Source organism: Pseudomonas sp. Root71 (assembly GCF_001429045.1).
GTDB lineage: Bacteria > Pseudomonadota > Gammaproteobacteria > Pseudomonadales > Pseudomonadaceae > Aquipseudomonas > Aquipseudomonas monachiensis.
Map to the genome: position 1 here is coordinate 128536 of NZ_LMHY01000026.1, position 20845 is coordinate 149380.

A 20845-nucleotide genomic window follows, 5' to 3' on the forward strand; every position below is an offset into this window, starting at 1 on the left:
CTCGCGAATTTACCGCCGGACTGTCGTGTCTGCCTGTTCATGAGTCGTCTCGCTGTTCTGCCCAGCCAACGGCCAGCAGCCGCGCAAAAGAGTCTGCCGGCAGGGCCTTGCTGAAGTAGTAACCTTGGCCTTCCTCACATTGATGGGCCTTGAGAAACGCCAGTTGTTCCTCGGTCTCGACGCCTTCGGCGATGACATTCAGATCGAGGCTCCTGCCCAGGCTGATGATCGCGCTGACCAGGGCGGCATCGTTGGTGTCATTGCTCAAGCCACGAATGAACGACTGATCGATTTTCAGCACATCGATGGGGAACCGGCGCAGATAGCTCAAGCTGGAATAACCGGTGCCGAAGTCATCGATCGCCAGGCGCACCCCCAGCGTTTTCAGCCGGTTCAGCGCGGTCATGGTCGTTTCAACGTTCTGCATCAGTACCCCTTCGGTTATTTCCAGTTCCAGCAGGCAGGGGGGCATTTCCGTTTGTTGGAGTATCTGTTCGATACCTTCGACGAAATCACGTTGGCGAAAGTCGATGGCCGATGTGTTGACTGACATGCGGATCGCCGGCAGGCCGGCTGCTTGCCAGCGTTGTGCCTGACGACAGGCTTCGGCCAGAACCCACTTGCTCAGTGGCACGATCAGGCCGCTGTCTTCGGCCACGGGGATGAACTCGGACGGATAGACCAGGCCATGCCCGGGTTTTTGCCAACGCACCAGCGCCTCCGCACCGACTACCCGTCCGCTGCTCAGTTCGATTTTCGGTTGGTAGTGCAGGACGAATTCGTGCCTTTGCAGGGCCTGACGAATGCCCGATTCGATGCTCTGCTGCTCCCTGGCACGCTGGTTCATGGCTTCGATGAAGAAACCGATGTCGTTCGGACCGCTCTCCTTGACATGGCGCATGGCGGACTCGGCTTTTTTGATCAGGTCAATGGCCTCGAACCCGTCATCGGGGTAAACGCTGATACCCAGGCTGGCGGTGATGCTGATCTCTTGGCCGGCGATCGACTGTGGGCTGCGCACGGCACTCAGCAGTTTTTCGGCGATGCCGCGGGTCTGCTGGGGGTGGTTGATGTCGCTGAGGATCACCACGAATTCGTCGGCGCCATAGCGAAAGACCGAGTCGGACTCTCGCACGTACTTGAGCAGTTGTTGCCCGACCCGGTTGAGCATTTCGTCCCCGGCCGGGTGGCCCAGCGCGTTGTTGATGCGCTTGAACCGATCCAGTCCGAGAAACATCACCACCAGGTGCTTGTCATGGCGTCGGGCAGCGGCCAGCGACTGGCTCAGGCGATCACCCAGCAAAGTGCTGTTGGGCAGCCCAGTGAGGGCGTCGTACTGCAGCAGGTGCGACACCTTGAGCAGTTCGTGTACCCGTGCCTCGATGGTCTGCTCAAGGCTCAACAACTTCAGCGCCGCGTCCTGTGCCAGTTGCCATTTCCAGGTCAGGGCATTGGCCATCTGGCGGATTTCCAGGGTATCGAAAGGTTTTTTCAGAATCAGCAACTGGTCACCGAGCTCCAGTCGTTCGGCCATGGCTTCCCAGCTGTAGTCGGTATAGGCGGTGCACAAGGCAATTTGCAGGTTCGGGTCGGCATTCCACAGGTGTTCAATGGTTTCAAGACCGTCCCAGCCAGGCGGCATACGCATGTCGATAAACGCCAGGGCATAGGGGTGGCCATCGGCCAGTGCGCGTTCGACCAACGCCAGGGCTTCCTTGCCCTGGTAGGCGGAGTCGAGCTGGAAGTTGAGGCGCGAAGATTGCCGAGTCCCGAACAGTGAGTGTTCGAGACTGTTCAGATCCGCTTCGCCGTCGGTGTTCGGGGTGAGGATTTTGCGAAAATCGGCATGGATCGCCGGTGTATCGTCGATGATGAGAATACGTCGGTTGGTCTGGGAGAAAAGTGTTTTCATTCCTCATCCTCCCTGGAGGATGGGGGCGCCATGTTCCCGTCCTTGAGCAACCGGGCCGCTTGTTCCGCGCTTACGGCCTCGCTGAAGTACAGGCCTTGTGCGCTTGGCAGCGGGGCGGTTGACGCTGGCGTGCGGGGCCGATCCGATGGCTGGACGCCTTCGGTAATGATGCCGATTCCCAGGTCCCGGGCGAAGTTGACGATTGCCCGCAGGCTGTTGGCGCCAGCCGCATCCTGAGTCGCGCCGTCGATAAAGGATTGGTTGAGCTTCAGGTGATTGACCCGGTAGGTTTTCAGGTAATCGAATGATGAATATTCGGTGCCGAAATCATCGATGGCGATTTTTACCCCCAGCTCACGCAGTCGTGGCAGCACATCGTTTTGGGTCCACTTGGTTTGTGCCAGAGTCGCTTCGGTCACGTCGAAACGCAGGTCCCAGGGGGCGAGTTCCCAGCGCGCAGTGGTGCGCAGCACGTCGTAAATGAGCTCCGGACCACTCTTTAGCTGCGCCAGGGACAGTTTGATCGCCATCACGGGGGGCGCCATTCCCTCGTTACGCCACAGGCTCATCTGCCGGCAGGCCTGATCCAGCACCCAGCGCCCGAGAGGGATGATGGCACCGGTCTTTTCCGCCGCGGGCACGAAAGCCGGCGCCAGCAGTTCGCCGCGCCGGGGATGACACCAGCGCACTTGCGCTGCCATGCCCAGGATCCTGCCGCTGTGCATATCCACTTCCGGAACGTAATGCAGCGCCAGTTCATCGCGCTCGATGGCCGTCATCAAGTCATTGGCGATGGCCATGCGCTCGGCCACTTCTTGGGTGATCTCCTGCGAGTGGAAGTGATATTGGTTGCGGCCCATTTCCTTGGAGCGGTACAGCGCCATGTCCGCCTGGCTCAGCAGGCTGTCGGCGTCGAGGCAGGCGACGCCGTAGCTACTGATGCCTATGCTGACTGAAATATGCAGGGCATTGCCGGCGAGGTTGTACGGCGTCAGCAGCGCATCGCGGATATTGGCCGCCATGGCGGCGGACTGGGTCGGGTCGCTGACGTCCAGTTGCAGGATCGCGAACTCGTCCCCGCCCAGGCGTGCCACCACATCGTTTTCCCGCACGCCGAATTTGATGCGCCGGGCCACTTCCTGCAACAGCAGATCACCCACCGGGTGGCCGAGGGTGTCGTTGATCCGCTTGAAGTGATCAAGGTCCAGATAAAATACCGCGAATGCCTCTGCGCCTCGACGTGCGGCAGCAAAGGCCTGATGCAAGCGTTCGATCAGGGTGGCGCGGTTGGCCAGGCCGGTGAGCCCGTCCGTGCGGGCGAGCAGGGCCATTTTTTCTTCGGCCTGCCGGCGTTCGGTAATGTCGAGAATGATCCCCTCGACTTCCAGCAGGCGACCGTCATGGTCGCGTACGGGAATGTAGCGGTTCTCTACCCAGCGCCATGCTCCCTGGCCGGTGCGCAGGCGAAATTCAATCGAGGCGCCCAGCGCATGACGGTCCAGCACCCGGGCCATGGCCGCATCGACACTGGCCTGGTCTTCCGGGTGGATCAACTGCTGGGCCCAGTTGGCCGAGCCCACCAGATCGGCGGCGACGTGTCCGTAGCGGGTGATGTTATGGGAAATGTACATCAGCGGAAACGACGGTTCGCCACGCAACCGGTAAAGGATGGTCGGGCTGTTCTGCACGATGATATTGGCGTCGGACAGTTCCCGGGTGCGTTCCTGGACCGCTTGTTCCAGCAGGTTCATCTTGAGCGCGGCGTCTTCGGTCATCTGCCATTTGACCGTGAGGGCGCTGGCCATCTGGCGTATTTCAATTGCATCGAAGGGCTTCTTCAGAATCAGCAGGCGGTCGTTCAGCGCCAGCCGTCGGTCGATGTCCTCCCAGGAGTAGTCGGAGTAGGCAGTGCACAGCGCCACCTGCAGTTTGGGATCGACCTGCCACAACCGTTCGATGGTCTCCAGGCCATCCCAGCCTGGTGGCATTCGCATGTCGATGAAAGCCATGGCGTAGGGGCGATCGTTCGCCAGGGCGGCTTCGAGTTTGTCCAGGGCTTCGCGGCCCTGGAACGCCGAGTCCAGTTCAAAGTGTTGGGCCGGTGTGGTGGACAGGGTGCCGAACAGGAGGTTTTCGGTTTGCCCAAGACTGTCATCCTCGACAGTGGCCGGGCTGAGTATCTTGGCGAAATCGGCATGAATCGACGCGGTATCGTCGACGATGAGCACACGACGATTGATGCGCGTCTGCCAGGTGTTCATGGGGCGGTACCGGCAGGAGTACGCGCGTTCATTTTCGGGAGCATCCTTTTCCCTCGTCACATGGCTGCCAGCAGGCCGGTTGTACAGTCCATTGCGTTGAGCATAGTCGCCATTGGCCATTTTGCCCGCAGAACTCAAAACAATAATTAGCGCGAGCGATACGGAAAATCATCTAGCCTGTCATTCAAGCGTAGGCGGGAACGACGGTAGGCCCGCGCTGCCTGTCACACTAAATGACTCGCTTGAGACCATGCCATGGAAGAGCAATCCGTACCGATGTTGAACAGTCGCCCCAAAGTGTTGCTGGTCGATGATGAGGAGCCGATCCTCAACAGTCTGCGTCGCCTGTTGCGCGGCCAGCCCTACGAGGTGTTGCTGGCCACCAGCGGTGCCCAGGCGCTGGAAATCATGGCGTTGCAGCCAGTGGATCTGGTGATGAGCGATGCACGCATGCCCAATATGGACGGCGCCACGTTGCTGGCCCATGTCCGTCAGCGCTATCCCGCGACCATGCGGATCATGCTCACCGGCTATGCAGACCCCTCGGCGATCATCAAAGCCATCAATGAGGGGCAGATCCACCACTACATAAGCAAACCCTGGAATGACGACGAAATGCTCCTGACCCTGCGCCAGGCCCTGGACCACCAGCATTCGGAGCGTGAGCGCCAGCGCCTGGAACAATTGACCCGGGTGCAGAACGACCAGCTCAAGTTGCTCAACAGCACACTGGAAAAACATGTCGCCGCCCGCACCGCCGAATTGCAGCAGACCGCCGACATGCTCGACCTGGCTTACGAGGAGCTCAAGCACAGCTATGTCACCGGCACCGAGGTGTTCTCGCTGTTGGCCAATCTGCGCCTGCCATCGGCCAAGCAGACCAACCGGCAGATCATCGAACTGGTGCGCGGGTACTGCACGGAACATGGGCTGGATGAAGCTGCCAGCCGCGACCTGGCCATGGCGGCCGCTCTGTACAACATCGGCAAGCTGAGCTGGTCCGACAGCATGATGGTCACCCCTTCGGATCTGCTGAGGCACACTGACCGCGACCGCTATCGTGGCTATCCGAAGCAGAGCGAATCGCTACTGATGACCCTGGACCCGATGAAGGACGCGGCGCGGTTGATCCTGCACCATCAGGAACGCTGGGACGGCAGTGGTTTCCCCGACCGGCTCAAGGGCAAAGCCATTCCGTTCGGATCGCGATTGCTGAAGCTGGCGGTCGACTTCGTCGAGTTGCAGCGAGGATTGATTCTCGAACGACAGATGAACAGCGACGAAGCGCTGCTCTACCTGCGCCAGTACGCCGGACGGCTTTACGATCCTGACCTGCTCGAAGATTTCATCAAGGTATGCACCACATTCCTGAGCGATATCACCCTGGCCGATCCGCAGGTCAAGGTCCTGACCACCCGGGAACTGACGGCCGGGATGATGCTGGCGCGCAATCTCAACGCCGATAACGGCATGCTCCTGCTCAATGCCGGCAAGGTGTTGAACGGGCCGCTGGTGGAAAAACTGATCGCCTTCGAAGCCATGGAAGGCGGCAAGTACAGGATTTTCGTGAAGGTCCCGCAGGATACGCCGGAGCTGGTTCAGGCCAAGGCATGACGGCGGACGGTCGGACATGGGATCCTAGTGATTTCCACCAGGGTCCATGGTTGACACATGACATCTGTATCCGCTGTTTTACCGCGTATTATCCATATCGCCGCCGCCCTGCTGATCGGCCCTGATGGCCGCACACTGCTGGTGCGCAAGCGTGGCACCACGGCGTTCATGCAGCCGGGTGGCAAGATCGAGCCCCATGAGTTGCCGGTCCACGCCCTGGCCCGGGAACTTGAAGAAGAGTTGACTCTGGACATCGACCCGGCGCAGGCCGTTTACCTCGGTCACTTCTCGGCACCGGCCGCCAACGAGCCGGGTTTTGTTGTACACGCCGAGCTTTTTCAGCTGAACATTGATTCGGATGTCACCCCGCAGGCAGAGATCGAAGAAGTGATCTGGATCGACCCGGCCACCGAAGGCGATGTCAGCCTGGCGCCATTGACACGGGACCAGATCCTGCCGTTTTATCGTGCATCGCTGACTGCGATCGCCTGATCATCACGCAAAGGACTTCGCCCATGATCCCGCTTCAAGACCTGCTGATTTTTGCTGCCGCCGCGTTGCTGATGGTACTGACGCCGGGGCCGAATATGATCTACCTGATCTCCCGTTCGATCTGCCAGGGGCGCAAGGCCGGGGTGATTTCGTTGCTTGGGGTGGTTGCGGGATTCTTCGTGCATCTGTTTGCCGCCGCCGCCGGTTTGACCGCGGTGTTCCTGGCCGTGCCGATGGCCTATGAAGTGTTGAAGTGGGCCGGTGCGTTGTACCTGTTGTGGCTGGCCTGGCAGGCGATCAAGCCCGGTGCGCGCTCGCCGTTCGAGGCGCAGCAGTTGCCCCCGGATTCGTCGCGCAAGCTGATCACCATGGGCTTTCTGACCAGTGCCCTGAACCCGAAAATCGCAGTGTTCTATCTGTCGGTGTTTCCGCAGTTCATCACGCCGGAGCACGGCTCGGTGTTCAGCCAGAGCATCATCCTCGGCCTGACCCAGATCAGCGTGAGTTTCTGCGTCAACCTGCTGATCGCCATGTTTGCCGCGGGCATCGCCTCGTGGTTTGTCAGCAATCCGACCTGGCTGGCGATGCAGCGCTATTTCATGGGCTTCGTATTGTCGGCGCTGGCGCTGCGGTTGATGCTTGAGCAAAAACGGATGGCTTGAGCATGTGGATCGAACGACTGGATGCCAGCCATGCCATGGACTACCGGGCGCTGATGCTCGAAGCCTACGACCTGCACCCGCAGGCCTTTACCTCGAGCGTGCGTGAGCGGGCGACGATGCCGCTGGGCTGGTGGGAGTCGCGCCTGACCGGCAAGATGGACCTGGTACTAGGGGCGTTCGAAGAAGGCCGGTTGGCCGGCATCGTCGGCCTTGCGTTCGAGCCTCGGGAAAAGGCCCGGCACAAGGTGACGCTGTTTGGCATGTATGTGACCGCCAAGGTTCGCCAGCGCGGCCTCGGCCATCAGCTGGTTCAGGCGGCATTGGCCGAGGCGCAGAACCATGAGGGTTTGCGCCTGGTCCAGTTGACCGTCACCGCCGGCAACGATGCCGCGCTCAACCTCTACCAGCGCTGCGGCTTCATCCAGTTCGGCCTGGAACCGATGGCGGTGCGGGTGGGGGAAGATTACTTCGACAAGATCCACATGTGGCGCGAGCTCTGAAGTCACCGCTGATCCCCTGTGGGAGCGGGCTTGCTCCGGGCGGCGTTCCGACGAAAGCGGTGGGTCAGGCAACATCAATCTTGAATGTTATGCCGCCTTCGTCGGAACGCCGCCCGGACCAAGTCCGCTCCCACATTTGTACAGTTTTCCTTCATTAAGAAATCAGCGAACCGCACTAACCCCATCCAGCGTCGAAAACGACGTGTCCTTGGCCGTCAGCAGGAAGTCACGCATGTACGGCGCATCGAGCATGTCGGCGCGGATTGCCGCATACAGCGTGGCGAACAGTCCTTTCTCGCCCAGCCGCTTGGCTTTCACATAGCCTCGCGAGCTGTATTCATGCAGCGCCCAATGGGGCATGCCGCACACGCCGCGCCCGCTGGCCACCAGTTGCATCATCATCACCGTCAGTTCCGAGGTACGGACCTGGGCCGGTTCGATGTCGGCGGGTTCGAGGAAACGGGTGAAGATGTCCAGCCGGTCCCGTTCCACCGGGTAGGTGATCAAGGTTTCCGGGAGCAAGTCTTCGGGGACGATATAGGCCTTGCTGGCCAGGCGGTGCTGGTTGGCCACCGCGAGCATCGCTTCATAAGTGAACAGCGGTACATAGGTGATCCCGGCCAGGTCCACCGGATCGGAGGTCACCACCAGGTCCAGGTCGCCACGGGCCAGGGCCGGCAGCGGGGCGAAGGAAAACCCCGAGGCCAGGTCCAGCTCGACTTCCGGCCAGGCGTCACGGAACTGGTCGATGGTCGGCATCAGCCACTGGAAGCAACTGTGGCATTCAATGGCCATGTGCAGGCGTCCGGCGGTGCCCCCGGCCAGGCGACTGATGTCGCGTTCGGCGGCGCGCAGCAGCGGGAGGGTGGCGTCGGCCAGTTGCAGCAGGCGCAAACCGGCGCTGGTGAAGCGCACCGGTTTGGTCTTGCGCACGAACAGTGGCATGCCCATGCGTTCCTCCAGTTCCTTGAACTGGTGGGAAAGGGCTGACTGGGTCAGGTGCAGGCGATCGGCCGCATCCACCAGGCTGTCGGCTTCGCGCAAGGCGTGCAGGGTCTTGAGGTGACGGATTTCAAGCACCGGGGGCTCCATGAGGAAAACTTGTCGATAAATCGAAAAGGTTGAGTTTGTCTCATGTTGGTGCCGCTGTCGACCACAAGCACGGCGGAGCACATTGCGTGCCCCGCCGTTGCTGCTTTACAGCGTGGAAAAGTGTTTGTTGCCCAGCGGTTTGCCGATGTCGCCGCGCCAGATCGCCTCGACCGTACCGCCACTGGCGGCCATGTCCTTCTGCCATTGCAGACCCAGGTTGCGTTGTTCCGGCCGTTTCAGATGGCCTTTGACGAAGTCGCTGAATTGCGGCTTGGCCGAGGTGTAGTGGAAGTGTGCGTACCACAGGGTTTGCGCCGGTTCGTGGCGCAAGTCACGCACCTCGTACTCCTGGAGGAAATCCCGTCGTCCGTCCGGGCGTTTGCCCAGGTCGCGCAAACCGCCTTCCTTGCGGATGTCCACCATCTGTTGTTCAACCAAATAGTCCAGATAACCTTCGGTCGGGGTTTTGCTGTTCATGCTTTGCTCGATGCGCAGGGTGCGCCCCGTGCTCAGCATTTCATCCGCCCGCGTGCGCAACTGTTGCGCCACGGTCTCGGTGGGGGACAACCGTTCGATGGCCTGGGCGCGCAGGGTCAACTCCGCCGCTTCGCTGCTCATCATGTGCTCAAGGTCGACCGGCAGCGTGTTTTGCTGCGCGTAGCCTTTGACTTTGTCGGTATAGGCGTCCGTGCTTCCCAGCCTTTTTCTGGCTTCGCTCAGCAGTGGCCTGACGTCGGTCGGCAGTGCCGGCTGGGCGGATTTCGGTGGTTCGCTCAGGTGATATTTGCCGCTGGAGCGCGGGAGCCAGGTTTCCGTGTGGCCACCAACCCCTTGAATGGTGAAGCGTTTTTGCCGGGAGGCCGCGTCGGTGCTGGCGATACCGATCAACAACTGGTTGTCTTCGGTCTCGAACAGTTGCTGCCCGGGCCGTCCTTCCCTGGGCACCACCGAAGGGCGGGTCCTGATGGCATGGCGCGCGAATTCCTCGACCTTGTCCAGATTGTCCAGAAACGCGGTGACTTGCTCCTGGTCCAGGTGCTGCGAATAACCAATGGTCCAGGCGCCCAGTTGGCGACGGAACTCGGTATAGGTCGCCAGGCAGTCTTCGAGGACTTTGTTGCGCTGGCTGACGGTGGCGCTCACCTGTGGCAGGTGATGCTGTGTCAGTAATGCGCGGCCGACCTTGTTGCGGGCTGTTTTCAACTGCGTGTGGAAGTATATCCAGGACAGGTCGGTCACCGCGTCATAACGGGTGATGATTTCCAGGGTGTGTGCCGTTTTCAGATAGTAGTGATTGGCGTCGCTGAGTTTTTCATTCACGGTCGCCATGTCCGCCACCATCTTCGACTTTTGCGTCCTGTTAGTGATCCGGCGGTTCCAGCGGTTGGCTTCCTCGACCGTCGTACGGAGCTGATCGAAATCTTTGAGAAAGTCTTTGCGGACCAGTTTGCGCTGCGCCATGAGCTGCAAGTGCGCAGCGGTATCAGTGGCTGGTGTGGTGTCTGATCGTGTGACCAATTGATCGATACGGTTGAGGTGCTCCACCAGCCGCTCCTTGACCAGGCCGATTCGTCGCACCGAACGGTCGACGATGATCCAGGCGCAGCGGCTTTGAATGTCTTCGATCTGCACGCGTTTGCGGCCATGGCTGTACAACATCAGCTCATCGAGATTCAGGTATTGGGCCTGGGCAAGGTCGATATCGTTCGCACAGGCGATGTCGGCTCTGGCGCGCGAGGCCGGGCGCTGATCGGGTTCGAGGGCGAAGTAGTGCTCCAGCGTGGCGTTGCTGCTTCGGGTCTGGGTGTCCAGCCGCCGGGTGTAGGCGTCGGCGGTATTGGTCAGGGTCAGTTGTCGACGCAGGGCCCGATCCGTCCACCAGCGCGGCAGCCAGCGGCGTATGGCGACCGGCCAGAGTGGGTCCAGTCCATCGGCCATGTGCCCAAGCACCGCGCCTCCCCCCACGCCGCCGCCTTCGATCACCGTGCCGAATACTGCGTAGTGGGTGTTCCAGTGGCCGGACTCATCCAGGGCGATTGGCTGTTTGTAGGTCCGGCTGCTGGTGCCGCTCAAACGCCAGCGGGGTGGATTGCCTTCCAGTTCGATGCGATAGATTCGCCCCTGGCTGAGCATGAAGTCGCCGTCGGCGTGGTGATACACGTTGCGATAGATGCCTTCGGTGCCCGGTTGCAGGCCGGCGAGGGAAATCATCTGTTCGTATTCATAGCCCTTGAAGCGTTCCAGGGTTCGTTGTGCCTGGCGCTGCGTCGAACCGCGCAGTGCGCCGACGCTCTTGCTCACGGCGCGCAACTGGCGCTGGCGGGTGATGGCAAGCGCTGCCGAAGGTGCCGCACTGGCGCCGGGCAGCAGATCCATGGCCGCGTCGATTAATGACAACAGCACTGCTTCGACCTCGGCCAGCCCGTGGCCGACATCTCCGCGCAAGAACGCCGCCACTGCCAGGTTGGCGCTGCTCCAGGCGTCGTACAAGGCAATCGCCGTGCCGACGAAGGGCACCATGCCCAGCGCCATTTTCAGGTAGTTGAACATCGCGCCGGATTGCAGCGCAACCTGTTCCAGGTACAACGCATCGTTGGAACGAGACGTCGCCCGATGGGCTTCCAGTAAGCGGCCCATGTGCACATTCAACAGATGTGCTGCCAGGGATGTACTGGCTGGCCAGGGCGTACCGACGCCAATCAGGGTGTCGAAGTTTCTCAACCGGGCCTGGTTGATCCGGCTGACGTGGCGGGTGACATCGCCCTTCAAGGCCTGGCCGGCCAGGTAGTTGACCATTGAGCTGCGCAGGCAGTCGTTGAACAGGCGCATCCGAGCGTCTTCAAGACTGTCGAATTGACGCAGAAAAACACCGTCTGGACTGTCGGGCAGATAAAGCAGGGTCAGGCCGCTGATCTGCTCCACGATAAACGTGACGCCGGACAAGGTGCTCGGTCCCTGGCCATGGGTGTCCTTACCGCCCACCGTCAGGTGTGCCGGCAGCAGCTGGATGCGTTTGCCATTGGCGCTGAAAGCGTCACGGTTGTTGGCATCGATGGCAATGTCCAGGACCTGCTGGCCATCGGTATTGATGTCTTTGGCGAGCACGGCGAATTCGCCTTGCAGGCGCAGCATCAGGCGCCAGGGTTCGCTCAGGCATTCGTGGCGGTATTCATTGCTGAAGGTCGGTGCGTTCGAGGTGCCGAGGAAGGTTTCACGGATCAGCGTTTCATACTGTCCGGCCAGGTCCAGTTCGGTGGCCATCTTTCGCAGCCAGGCCTGGGTGATGCCGGTTTTCAGCTTCTGTCGATCTGTCGGATCGCCGCCGCTGGTCTCGACTTGCATGAACGACAGTCGCCACGACATCGCCTGATCAATGTTGCTTTGCGCAAGGTCTCCGAGGGACAGCTTGCTGCGTTGCTCGCTGGCGACCAGCACGTTTTCCTGGGGGGTTCCCGGTGCCGCACCCTCGATGACGACTTTGCGCCAGGTGGTGGCGTCAGGCACGTCCAGTAGCACGTCAACGTTCCGGCTCAGGCCGAACGCCTGGCGCAGGTGGGCATCAATGGCTTTTTTGCTGAAGGCGTCGCGGGGCGGCAACTCGCGCTCCAGCCATTCATGGGAGCGCTTCATGGCCTCGATGTAGGACTTGAACAGCGTCTTGATCCGCTCACGTTGCACGGTGGGCAGGGCGTCGTGCCACGCCGGCAAACGTGCGGCCAGTGCACTGCTGTGAACTTGCTCGACAATATGCTGGTGCGCCAGCTCTCGGGCTGCGTGGACAGGAACCGTCAGGCAGGCGAGGGTCTGTTCGCGCAGCTTTTCCAGTTCTGTTTCGCGTTGACTGGCGCGAGACGGATCCCGGTTGGCGGAAAGCAGCCGTGCCACTTGTTGTACGCAGCCATGAAGCTGGTTCTGCAAGGCGTATTCGAACGGGCTTGCAGCCAGCGGCAAGAGATGCAGCGCTTGACTGTTGTCGTTGGCCGCCAGTTTGAACAGCGTCTGTTCCAGCGCCTGTCGAGAGGTGAACCGTTGCAGGCCACCGAAACGTCCCGGCCAGTAGAGCAACAGGCTTTCGGTCGAGGACGGCAGCAAGGCCGATGGCTGGGCAAACAGCAATACACCGTCCAGTTCCTGGGTTTGTGTACGGGGGGTATCACCTTCGGTATCCATCATCGACAACACCAGACGCGCCACCACCACTCCGGCCGGGCGTGGTTGATCCGGTGCATCCAGTACACAGATCAACCACTGATGTTCCTCGTGGCTGATCTGGTTCAGGCTCAATTGCAGCTCGGCTTCGGCGCGCAGGCCGTCCAGGCGCGCCTGGTAAAGGGCGGCGTAGTGCGGGCGGTTTTTGTGGCGCAGTTCCAGCATTTGCTGCGCACTGTCGGTGTGCAGCAGCGCGGTTGCGGCGCGGGTGCTGGCCTGCTCGGCCGTCGTGAGCTCGTCCATTTGCCGTTGCAGACGTTGCAGGCGCGGGTCAGTGTGGTTGCCCTGAAAGTTATCGCCCAACAAGGCATCCAGTGCCGTGCGCTGTTGCGCCAGTGCATGGAGACGGATGCCCAGTGGAATATCGGGGCTCAACTGGCCGAACAGGACATCGTCGTCGTTGGTATCCGCGTCCGGCAGGTTGGCGGGCGGGGCCAGGATCAATTCGTTACGCAGTCGATCGCCAGGGGTGACAGGCAATCGTGCCCACAAGGATTGAGCACTGGTCTGCAGTACGCTGCGCTCAAGCACTGTGTAATAGACCCTGAGGGTACCTGTCGGTAGCCGGGGGTGGTCGAACATCTGCGGCTGATGTTCGATCAGCCAGCTTTCCATATCGACTCGGCTTTCAAAGGTCATCCAGGCCGATGGCCGGGAAGGCAAGTACAGCAATTGAGCGACCGGCTGGGCTGTGTCCCGGGTGATGACCAACGCGCCGGATAGTTCGATTGACAGGCCTTTGTCATCCTTGAACTGCATTTGCTCGACGTAATGCCGTGCAGTGGCAGGCGTTGCTGTCTGCACGGGCGGATCGATGAACGCCTGCAATGTCTGGAACTGTTCGACATCCAGGATGCCCCGGGCAAACGCCCATTGGCTCGACGCTTCGAAATGCTGACGATACAAGCGGTTGGCCTGAGCCCGGCGTGACTGATCCGTACCGCGCGCACGGGCATTCCACCAAGTGCTGGCGAGCGGCGACTGCGGATTTTGCGCCATAAGCGCCCGCCACTGTTCACAGCATTCATTCCAGCGCTCCGAGGCGCTCAGGGTCAGGCCTTGGTCCGGGTTCGCGGGCAAAGGAACAACAAGGCCGAAATCGGCCGCTAGGGGGGTGGTTTCGTCAACCATGACGATGAATCTCCAGAAGGCCGGGCCGTGCCGGCGGTGCGGGCATTAGGAGACAGTCGTCAAAAGGGCGGGTGGTACATAGTTATTGCGAGGCTGAATCTGACGCCTGATGACCGCTCGGCACTCTTCATCAAACTGTCATGGAACTGTGGCAGCGCGCTTGAACAAACTTCATCAGACTCGCGCTCTACTGGGGTTCTGCGTTTTGGTGTTTTTCCATGGGTGCTTCATTCCTTTCACGAATCGTTTTGTTGGCCGCGCTGTTGTTCGGCCTGCCGTCCATGGCGGCTTCGCGTTGTGACGTCAATGTTCCGACCGAACGGGTGGATCTGGCCCAGGTAAGCCTGGCGTACCAGAGCATCGGCCGTGCGTCCGATCCGGCATTGCTGCTGGTGATGGGCCTGGGCGGGCAATTGATTCACTGGCCGGACGAAGTGGTGGTCGCCCTGTGCCAGCAGGGGTTCCGGGTGATCCGCTATGACAATCGCGACGTAGGCCTGTCAACCTGGCGGCAAGCACCGGCCGAAGCCAACCTGACTTTCGAAGTTTTGCGCTACAAACTCGGATTGCCGGTGTCGTCGCCTTATTCGCTGACCGACATGGCCGAGGATGGCCTGGGCTTGATGGACGCCTTGCACATCGACCAATTCCACGTGCTGGGCGCCAGCATGGGCGGAATGATCGCCCAGCGCATGGCGGCCATGGCACCGCAACGGGTCGAGAGCCTGACCCTGATCATGACCACCTCCGGTGCCGAAGGCTTGCCGGCGCCGAGTGCGGCGCTGGTGCAGTTGTTGGCCCGGCGCGGCGCACCGAACCGCGAAGTGGCCCTGGAGCAACAGGCCGACTTGCTGGCGGCACTGGGCAGCCCGATGGTCACCGACGATCGCCAGGCGCTGCTGCATCAGGCGGCACAGTCCTATGACCGGGCGTTCAATCCCGAGGGTGTGAAACGCCAGATCATGGCCATTCTCGCCGAGCCGAGCCGGGTGGCGCTGCTCAATCAATTGCGGGTACCGGCGCTGGTGGTGCACGGCACGGCCGATCCGCTGCTGCCGGTGATGCACGGGGTGCATCTGGCGGCGCATCTGCGTGGCAGTCAATTGATCCTGATTCCGGGTCTGGCCCATCGCTTCCAGGAGGCATTCAAGGCGCCGTTGCTGGGGGCGGTGTTGCCGTATTTGCGCGAGCACCGTGAAGACACCTCGCACTGGGCGCAGATCGAGCCTGTGGCCGATCGCAACCTCCTCTAACCCCTGATCACCTGTAGGAGCCTCCGGCAGCTCCTACAGAGGTTGTGGGCGATCAGGTTTTGCTCAATGGCTCAGGCCGTACTTTTTCACTTTGTCGAACAGCGTGGTCTTGGCCATGCCCAGTTCCTGGCTGGCCTGGGTCAGGTTGCCGCCGCTGCGTTGCAAGGCGTCGCTGAGCAGGTTGCGCTCGAACGCCTCCACCGCTTCGGCAAAGGCCAGGCCCTGGTTGCCGGCGCCGGCACCGGTTTTCTTGAACGCCGGCAGGCCCAGGGCAAAGCGCTCGGCAACGTTGCGCAGTTCACGCACATTACCCGGCCAGTCGTGGCTCATGAGGTTCGAAACGGTCTGGTTGTCCAGTTCCGGTACCGTGCGGTCGAAGCGCAGGGACGACTGCTGCAGGAAGTGTTCGAACAGTTGCAGGATGTCTTCGCGGCGTTCGCGCAGCGGCGGCAGTTCCAGGGTCACCACGTTGAGGCGGTAATACAGGTCGCTGCGGAACTCGCCGGCCTTGCTCGACTCGACGAGGTCGGATTTGGTCGCTGCGATGACGCGGCAATCCACCGCTACGCTCTGGTTCGAACCGAGGCGTTCGAGGGTGCGTTCCTGCAACACCCGCAGCAGTTTGATCTGCAAGGGCAGGGGCATGCTTTCCACTTCGTCGAGGAACAGCGTGCCGCCGTCGGCGTGCTCGATCTTGCCGATCCGACGTTTGCCCGCGCCTGTAAAAGCGTTGGCTTCGTGGCCGAATATTTCGCTTTCGAACAGGTTCTCCGGCAGGCCACCGCAGTTCAAGGCGACAAACTGCTTGGTATGCCGCCGACTGAAATCGTGCAGGCAACGGGCGACCAATTCCTTGCCGGTGCCGGTCTCGCCTTCGATCAGCACGTTGGCCGAGGTATCGGCAACGTTGGCGATCAGTTCCCGCAGGTTCTGCATGGCCGGCGAGCGACCGATGATCCGCCCTTCGAGGGAATCGCGTTCGGCCAGTTGCCGACGCAACGACGACACTTCCCGCGCCAGGCTGCGTTGCTCCAGGGCGCGGCGGGCCACATCCACCAGGCGCTCCGGGGAGAACGGCTTTTCCATGAAGTCGTAGGCGCCTTTCTGCATCGCGTCGACGGCCATGGAGATATCGCCGTGCCCGGTGATCAGCACCACCGGCAGGCTACGGTCCCGGGCCTTGAGACGGGTCAGCAATTCCAGGCCATCGATGCCCGGCAGGCGAATGTCGCTGACGACGATGCCGGCGAAGTTGTCGCCGACCCGCTCCAGGGCTTCTTCGGCGCTGCCCACGCCAATGCAGGGAATGTCCTCCAGGGTCAGCGCCTGTTGGCAGCCGAGCAGTACATGGGGGTCGTCTTCGACGATCAATACACTAAGGTCGTTGTTCATATTGGCTCGGCGGGAGTGGGGCTTACCAACGGTAAACTGAGGACGAACGCGGTACCACCGCTGGCCGGGTGCTCGACACCCAGGTGACCGCCGGTGGCGGCGGCCAGGCTGGCGGAAAGGGTCAGGCCCAGGCCCAGGCCTTGTTCGCCGGGTTTGGTGGTGAAGAAGGGTTCGAACAGGTGCTTGCGCGCTTCGGCATCGATGCCGTGGCCGTTGTCACGCACCCGCAGGCGGTATTTGCCATCGAACGCTTCGCCTTCGAGCCACAGTTCGGGTTGTGGCTGCGCTTGCATGGCGTCGAGGGCGTTGCCGATCAGGTTGACCAGAATTTGTTCCAGGCGGGTCTGGTCGATCTGCACCTGCACATCGGTGAAATCGCGGTGCAGTTGCAGGTGAATGTTTTCCACCCGGCCGCCGAGCAATTGCAAGGCCGCGTCCACGCCTTTGCCGAGGCAGGCCTGGCCCTTGTCGTCACCGCGCCGGGCGAACGAGCGCAGGCTGGCGGTGATCCGGCCCATGCGGTCGATCAGTTCGTTGATGGTCTTGAGGTTGGTGCTGGCCACGTCGAGCTGGCCGCGTTCGAGGAAGCGCACGGTATTGCCGGACAAGGTGCGCAGCGCTGCCAGCGGTTGGTTCAGTTCGTGGGCGATGCTGGTGGACATCTGGCCGATGGCCGCGAGCTTTCCGGCCTGTACCAGTTCATCCTGGGCGCGGCGCAAGGTCTCTTCGGCTTGCCGGCGTTCGCGGATCTGGCCCTTGAGCCGTTCGTTGCTGGCGCGCAGGTCGGTGGTGCGTTCGGTAATCCGACGCTCCAGCAGACTGTTGGCTTCCTGCAAGGCTTCCCGGGCCGCGAGGCGAGTGGCGATCACCTTGCGCCGCTCGTTCCAGGCGATCAAAAGGAACGCCAGCAGGGCAAACGCCACGGCCACCAGGATCCCCTGGTTGATCGCTTCGCGGCGCAGGTCCTGCAGCGGCGTGAGCAGGGTGAAATTCCACGGCGTATCGCCGAGCGGCCGGGTCTGCGCCAGGTAGCTGATGTTTTCATCGTCGGACACCAGTTCGCTATTGGCCGGGAACGTGAGTTTTTCCACGCCTTCGGACAGGGTTTCCCGGGCTAGCGGCTGCAGTTCGTTGAGCGGGAACCAGTAGTACTGCAGGCTGCGGGCGAGTTTTTCCTTGGTTTCTTCGCTCAGCGGTATCACCGATTTCAAGCGTCGTGCCGGATCGCTGGACAGAATGATGATGCCGTTTTCGTCGCTGACGAAGGCTTCCAGGCGTGCCCGTTGCCAGCGTTCTTCCATGGCCTCCAGACGGACCTTGACCACCGCGACGCCGATGATCTTGCCGTGTTCTTCCAGGCCGTGGGCCAGGTAGTAACCGGGTTCGCCATTGGTGCTGCCGATGCCGTAGAAGCGCCCCGGCTGACCGCGCACGGCGTTCTGGAAATAGGCGCGAAAGGACAGGTCTTCACCCAGGTAACTGTCGACATCGCGCCAGTTGCTGGTGGCCATGACGCGACCGGTGGTGTCCATCACGTAGATGGCCCGACTGCGGCTGCGCCGGTTCAGGCCTTCGAGGTAATCGTTGACCGTCTGCCGGTGTTCCGGAGTCGGGTCGGCCAGCAACTGCGCAACGCTGGTTTCGAGTTCCAGCAGGCTGGGCAGGTAGGTGTATTTGCTGATTTCGCTTTCGACTGCACGGGCGTGCAGTTCCAGCTGGCGCTGGCCGTTTTCGCTGAGGCTGCGGATGCCGTAGTGTTCACTGATCCAGAAGCCGATAAAGCCCAGGCCGATCATCATGGCGATGATCAGCGGCGGCAGGAACAAATGGCGAACCAGACGGGGTTTCACGGCGAGTGATGGCGACGTGGCGCGATAAAGAGTGGGGTCGCATTTCATCACAGATGCCTTGGGTCAACCACAACAACAAGCCCAGAGGACTCCCTGTAGGAGCTGCCGCAGGCTGCGATCTTTTGATCTTTGCTTGTTAAAGGCAACATCAAAAGATCGCAGCCTGCGGCAGCTCCTACAGGGGAGACCGTGAAGCTTTTTAGTGCTGCAGGATCTTGTTGAGGAAGTGCTGCGTACGCTCGGCGCGGGCGTTGATATCACCGAAGAACTCTTCTTTCTTGCAGTCTTCGATGATCTTGCCGGCGTCCATGAAGATCACCCGGTCCGCGACTTTACGGGCGAAGCCCATTTCGTGGGTCACGCACATCATGGTCATGCCTTCGTGGGCCAGTTGCACCATCACGTCCAGTACTTCGTTGACCATTTCCGGGTCCAGCGCCGAGGTCGGTTCGTCGAACAGCATGACGATCGGGTCCATCGCCAGCGCACGGGCAATCGCCACACGCTGCTGCTGACCGCCGGACAGTTGGCCCGGATGCTTGTGGGCGTGGGCCGAGAGACCGACGCGCTCGAGCAGTTGCAGGCCTTTCTTGGTGGCTTCTTCCTTGCTGCGGCCCAGCACCTTGATCTGCGCGATGGTCAGGTTTTCGGTGATGGTCAGGTGCGGGAACAGCTCGAAGTGCTGGAACACCATGCCCACGCGCGAACGCAGTTTCGGCAGGTTGGTCTTCGGGTCGGCGATGGAGGTGCCGTCGACCACGATGTCGCCTTTCTGGAAAGGCTCCAGGGCGTTGACGCATTTGATCAGGGTCGATTTGCCGGAACCGGACGGCCCGCACACCACGATCACTTCGCCTTTTTTGACCTCGGTGCTGCAATCAGTCAGTACCTGGAAGTCCCCATACCACTTGTTGATGCTTTTGATAGAGATCATACGGCGAACCTTTTTTGCAGACGCTTGACCAGCTGCGAGGCGGCAAAGCTGATAGTGAAGTACACGAGACCCGCGAAAATCAGGAACTCATTGGAGCGGCCAATGATGTCGCCACTGGCGCGCGACGCATTGAGGAAGTCCACCAGGCCGACGGCGTAGACCAGCGAGGTGTCCTGAAACAGGATGATGCTCTGTTGCAGCAACAGCGGCGTCATCTTGCGGAACGCTTGCGGCAGGATGATCAGGCGCATCATCTGTCCGTAAGTCATGCCCAGCGCCTGGGCAGCGCCCATCTGGCCCTTGGGAATCGACTGCACACCGGCACGGACGATTTCGCAGAAGTACGCCGCTTCGAACATCATGAAGGCCACGATGCACGAGGCGAACGCGCCGATCGGCGTGTCTTCGCCAGTGATCCAGCGCAGCACGAACGGTACCGCCAGGTAGAACCAGGTGATCACCAGCAGCAAGGGGATCGAGCGGAAATAGTTAACGTACGCGCCGGCGATGTTCGACAGCACTTTGTTGTGGGACAGGCGCATCAGGGCAAGGATGGTGCCGAGGATGATGCCGCCGATCACGCCCATGGCCATCAGCTTGAGGGTCATGATCATGCCGTTCCACAGGCCCGGCAGAGACGGGATGATGCCCGAGAAGTCGAATTCCATCATTTACCCCCTACGGAAATCAGGCCCGGTACGGCGACTTTCTTCTCGACCATACGCATCAGCAACATCAGGCTCATGTTCAGGGTGAAGTAGATCAGCGTTGCCAGGGTGAAGGCTTCGAACAGGTTGGCGGAGAACTCGGCGGTCTGCTTGGTCTGCGCGAGCAGTTCCATCAAACCGATCAGCGAGGCCACGGAGGTGTTCTTGAAAACGTTCAGGAATTCCGAGGTAAGCGGCGGAATGATGATCCGGTAGGCTTGGGGCAGCAGCACGTTCCAGTAGATCTGCGGCAGCTTGAAGCCCATGGCGCGAGCCGCGGATTCCTGGCCCTTTGGCAGTGCCTGGATACCGGTGCGCACCTGTTCGCAAACGCGGGCGGTAGTGAACAGGCCCAGGCACACGACGACGCTGAGGAAGGCCGAGGTGGTCGGGTTCAGATCCTGCTTGTACCACTCTTGCAGGTCGGCCGGCAGCAGGTCGGGTACCAGGAAGTACCAGATGAACAGCTGAACCAGCAGCGGCACGTTACGGAAGAGTTCGACGTAGCAGGTGGCGATGCCCGATACGATGCGGTTCGGCACGGTACGCATGACGCCCAGGATCGAGCCCAGTGTCAGGGCGATGATCCAGGCCGCGATGGCGATGCCGATGGTCCAGGCCAGACCGGACACGTACCAGTCGAAATAAGTCTCGCTGCCCACGCCGGTGGACTTGAAGAACACGCCCCAGTCCCAGTTGTAATTCATTAGGGTCTCCCCTCAGTTCAATCGATGTACAAGTGCCCGCTTGGGGGAAGCTCCGTTCCCTCCTGTCCTTGAGGGACAGGCACACGCTCCCGGCTCGACAGCCACCGGTTCGAGTGTTTCCAAAAAATG

The 20845-nt window shown here is 61.1% G+C and carries 14 protein-coding genes; 5 read left to right on the plus strand and 9 right to left on the minus strand.

What is annotated here, in order from left to right; genetic code table 11:
* Positions 1-37: 37 nt before the first annotated feature.
* The gene (locus tag ASD95_RS19065; protein WP_056721116.1) at positions 38-1912 is read right to left on the minus strand and encodes a putative bifunctional diguanylate cyclase/phosphodiesterase; all 1875 of its coding nucleotides are present in this window, start codon (positions 1910-1912) and stop codon (positions 38-40) included.
* Positions 1909-4173, minus strand: coding sequence for a GGDEF/EAL domain-containing response regulator (locus ASD95_RS19070; protein WP_056721113.1), 2265 nt, complete (start codon positions 4171-4173; stop codon positions 1909-1911). The genes ASD95_RS19065 and ASD95_RS19070 overlap by 4 nt, the downstream gene beginning before the upstream one ends.
* A 255-nt stretch (positions 4174-4428) precedes the next feature.
* On the opposite strand from ASD95_RS19070, the gene ASD95_RS19075 reads away from it, so the two are divergent.
* The 4 genes from ASD95_RS19075 to ASD95_RS19090 are packed head-to-tail and all read left to right on the plus strand — an operon-like array spanning position 4429 to position 7441.
* Positions 4429-5787 (plus strand): HD domain-containing phosphohydrolase, encoded by a 1359-nt coding sequence (locus tag ASD95_RS19075; protein WP_056721111.1) that lies wholly within the window; start codon positions 4429-4431, stop codon positions 5785-5787.
* A gap of 57 nt (positions 5788-5844) precedes the next feature.
* Complete coding sequence (locus ASD95_RS19080) at positions 5845-6279, plus strand: NUDIX hydrolase (protein WP_056721109.1); 435 nt, start codon at positions 5845-5847, stop codon at positions 6277-6279.
* A gap of 23 nt (positions 6280-6302) precedes the next feature.
* Positions 6303-6941 (plus strand): LysE family translocator, encoded by a 639-nt coding sequence (locus tag ASD95_RS19085; protein ID WP_056721107.1) that lies wholly within the window; start codon positions 6303-6305, stop codon positions 6939-6941.
* A 2-nt stretch (positions 6942-6943) separates the two neighbouring features.
* Positions 6944-7441, plus strand: coding sequence for a GNAT family N-acetyltransferase (locus ASD95_RS19090; protein ID WP_056721105.1), 498 nt, complete (start codon positions 6944-6946; stop codon positions 7439-7441).
* A gap of 162 nt (positions 7442-7603) precedes the next feature.
* On the opposite strand, the gene metR is transcribed toward ASD95_RS19090, so the two are convergent.
* Together metR and ASD95_RS19100 are read right to left on the minus strand one after the other, a co-directional pair.
* Positions 7604-8521: a transcriptional regulator MetR gene (gene metR, locus ASD95_RS19095; RefSeq protein ID WP_007985733.1), complete on the minus strand. Its 918-nt coding sequence runs from the start codon at positions 8519-8521 to the stop codon at positions 7604-7606.
* A gap of 117 nt (positions 8522-8638) precedes the next feature.
* A complete protein-coding gene (locus ASD95_RS19100; protein WP_056721102.1) occupies positions 8639-13873 on the minus strand; it encodes a dermonecrotic toxin domain-containing protein in 5235 nt (1744 codons plus the stop codon).
* Between the two features lie 218 nt (positions 13874-14091).
* Between ASD95_RS19100 and ASD95_RS19105 the strand changes: the two genes are divergently transcribed.
* Positions 14092-15126 carry an alpha/beta fold hydrolase gene (locus ASD95_RS19105; RefSeq protein WP_056721101.1) on the plus strand — a complete coding sequence of 345 codons (1035 nt, stop codon included), beginning with the start codon at positions 14092-14094 and terminating at the stop codon, positions 15124-15126.
* Positions 15127-15189: 63 nt separating this feature from the next.
* Here ASD95_RS19105 and ASD95_RS19110 read toward each other — a convergent pair whose 3' ends face one another.
* The 5 genes from ASD95_RS19110 to ASD95_RS19130 form a co-directional block, all read right to left on the minus strand.
* On the minus strand, positions 15190-16518 hold the full coding sequence (locus ASD95_RS19110) for a sigma-54-dependent transcriptional regulator (RefSeq protein ID WP_056721099.1): 1329 nt from the start codon (positions 16516-16518) through the stop codon (positions 15190-15192).
* Positions 16515-18416 (minus strand): sensor histidine kinase, encoded by a 1902-nt coding sequence (locus ASD95_RS19115; RefSeq protein WP_056721097.1) that lies wholly within the window; start codon positions 18414-18416, stop codon positions 16515-16517. Before ASD95_RS19115 ends, ASD95_RS19110 begins: the two co-directional genes overlap by 4 nt.
* A 151-nt stretch (positions 18417-18567) precedes the next feature.
* Positions 18568-19302: an amino acid ABC transporter ATP-binding protein gene (locus tag ASD95_RS19120; protein ID WP_056721096.1), complete on the minus strand. Its 735-nt coding sequence runs from the start codon at positions 19300-19302 to the stop codon at positions 18568-18570.
* Entirely contained in the window at positions 19299-19970 is a 672-nt protein-coding gene (locus ASD95_RS19125; RefSeq protein WP_056721094.1) for an amino acid ABC transporter permease, read from the minus strand. The genes ASD95_RS19120 and ASD95_RS19125 overlap by 4 nt, the downstream gene beginning before the upstream one ends.
* Positions 19970-20716, minus strand: a complete 747-nt coding sequence (locus ASD95_RS19130; RefSeq protein ID WP_056721091.1) for an amino acid ABC transporter permease — start codon at positions 20714-20716, stop codon at positions 19970-19972. Before ASD95_RS19130 ends, ASD95_RS19125 begins: the two co-directional genes overlap by 1 nt.
* Between the last annotated feature and the right edge of the window lie 129 nt (positions 20717-20845).

What these genes read in the sequence shown, in the direction of transcription:
- ASD95_RS19075 (WP_056721111.1), top strand. Translation starts at nt 4,429, where the DNA reads ATGGAAGAGCAATCCGTACCGATGTTGAACAGTCGCCCCAAAGTGTTG.
- ASD95_RS19125 (WP_056721094.1), bottom strand. Translation starts at nt 19,970, where the DNA reads ATGGAATTCGACTTCTCGGGCATCATCCCGTCTCTGCCGGGCCTGTGG.
- ASD95_RS19100 (WP_056721102.1), bottom strand. Translation starts at nt 13,873, where the DNA reads ATGGTTGACGAAACCACCCCCCTAGCGGCCGATTTCGGCCTTGTTGTT.
- ASD95_RS19085 (WP_056721107.1), top strand. Translation starts at nt 6,303, where the DNA reads ATGATCCCGCTTCAAGACCTGCTGATTTTTGCTGCCGCCGCGTTGCTG.
- ASD95_RS19080 (WP_056721109.1), top strand. Translation starts at nt 5,845, where the DNA reads ATGACATCTGTATCCGCTGTTTTACCGCGTATTATCCATATCGCCGCC.
- ASD95_RS19070 (WP_056721113.1), bottom strand. Translation starts at nt 4,173, where the DNA reads ATGAACACCTGGCAGACGCGCATCAATCGTCGTGTGCTCATCGTCGAC.
- ASD95_RS19090 (WP_056721105.1), top strand. Translation starts at nt 6,944, where the DNA reads ATGTGGATCGAACGACTGGATGCCAGCCATGCCATGGACTACCGGGCG.
- ASD95_RS19110 (WP_056721099.1), bottom strand. Translation starts at nt 16,518, where the DNA reads ATGAACAACGACCTTAGTGTATTGATCGTCGAAGACGACCCCCATGTA.
- ASD95_RS19120 (WP_056721096.1), bottom strand. Translation starts at nt 19,302, where the DNA reads ATGATCTCTATCAAAAGCATCAACAAGTGGTATGGGGACTTCCAGGTA.
- ASD95_RS19115 (WP_056721097.1), bottom strand. Translation starts at nt 18,416, where the DNA reads ATGAAATGCGACCCCACTCTTTATCGCGCCACGTCGCCATCACTCGCC.
- ASD95_RS19065 (WP_056721116.1), bottom strand. Translation starts at nt 1,912, where the DNA reads ATGAAAACACTTTTCTCCCAGACCAACCGACGTATTCTCATCATCGAC.
- ASD95_RS19130 (WP_056721091.1), bottom strand. Translation starts at nt 20,716, where the DNA reads ATGAATTACAACTGGGACTGGGGCGTGTTCTTCAAGTCCACCGGCGTG.
- ASD95_RS19105 (WP_056721101.1), top strand. Translation starts at nt 14,092, where the DNA reads ATGGGTGCTTCATTCCTTTCACGAATCGTTTTGTTGGCCGCGCTGTTG.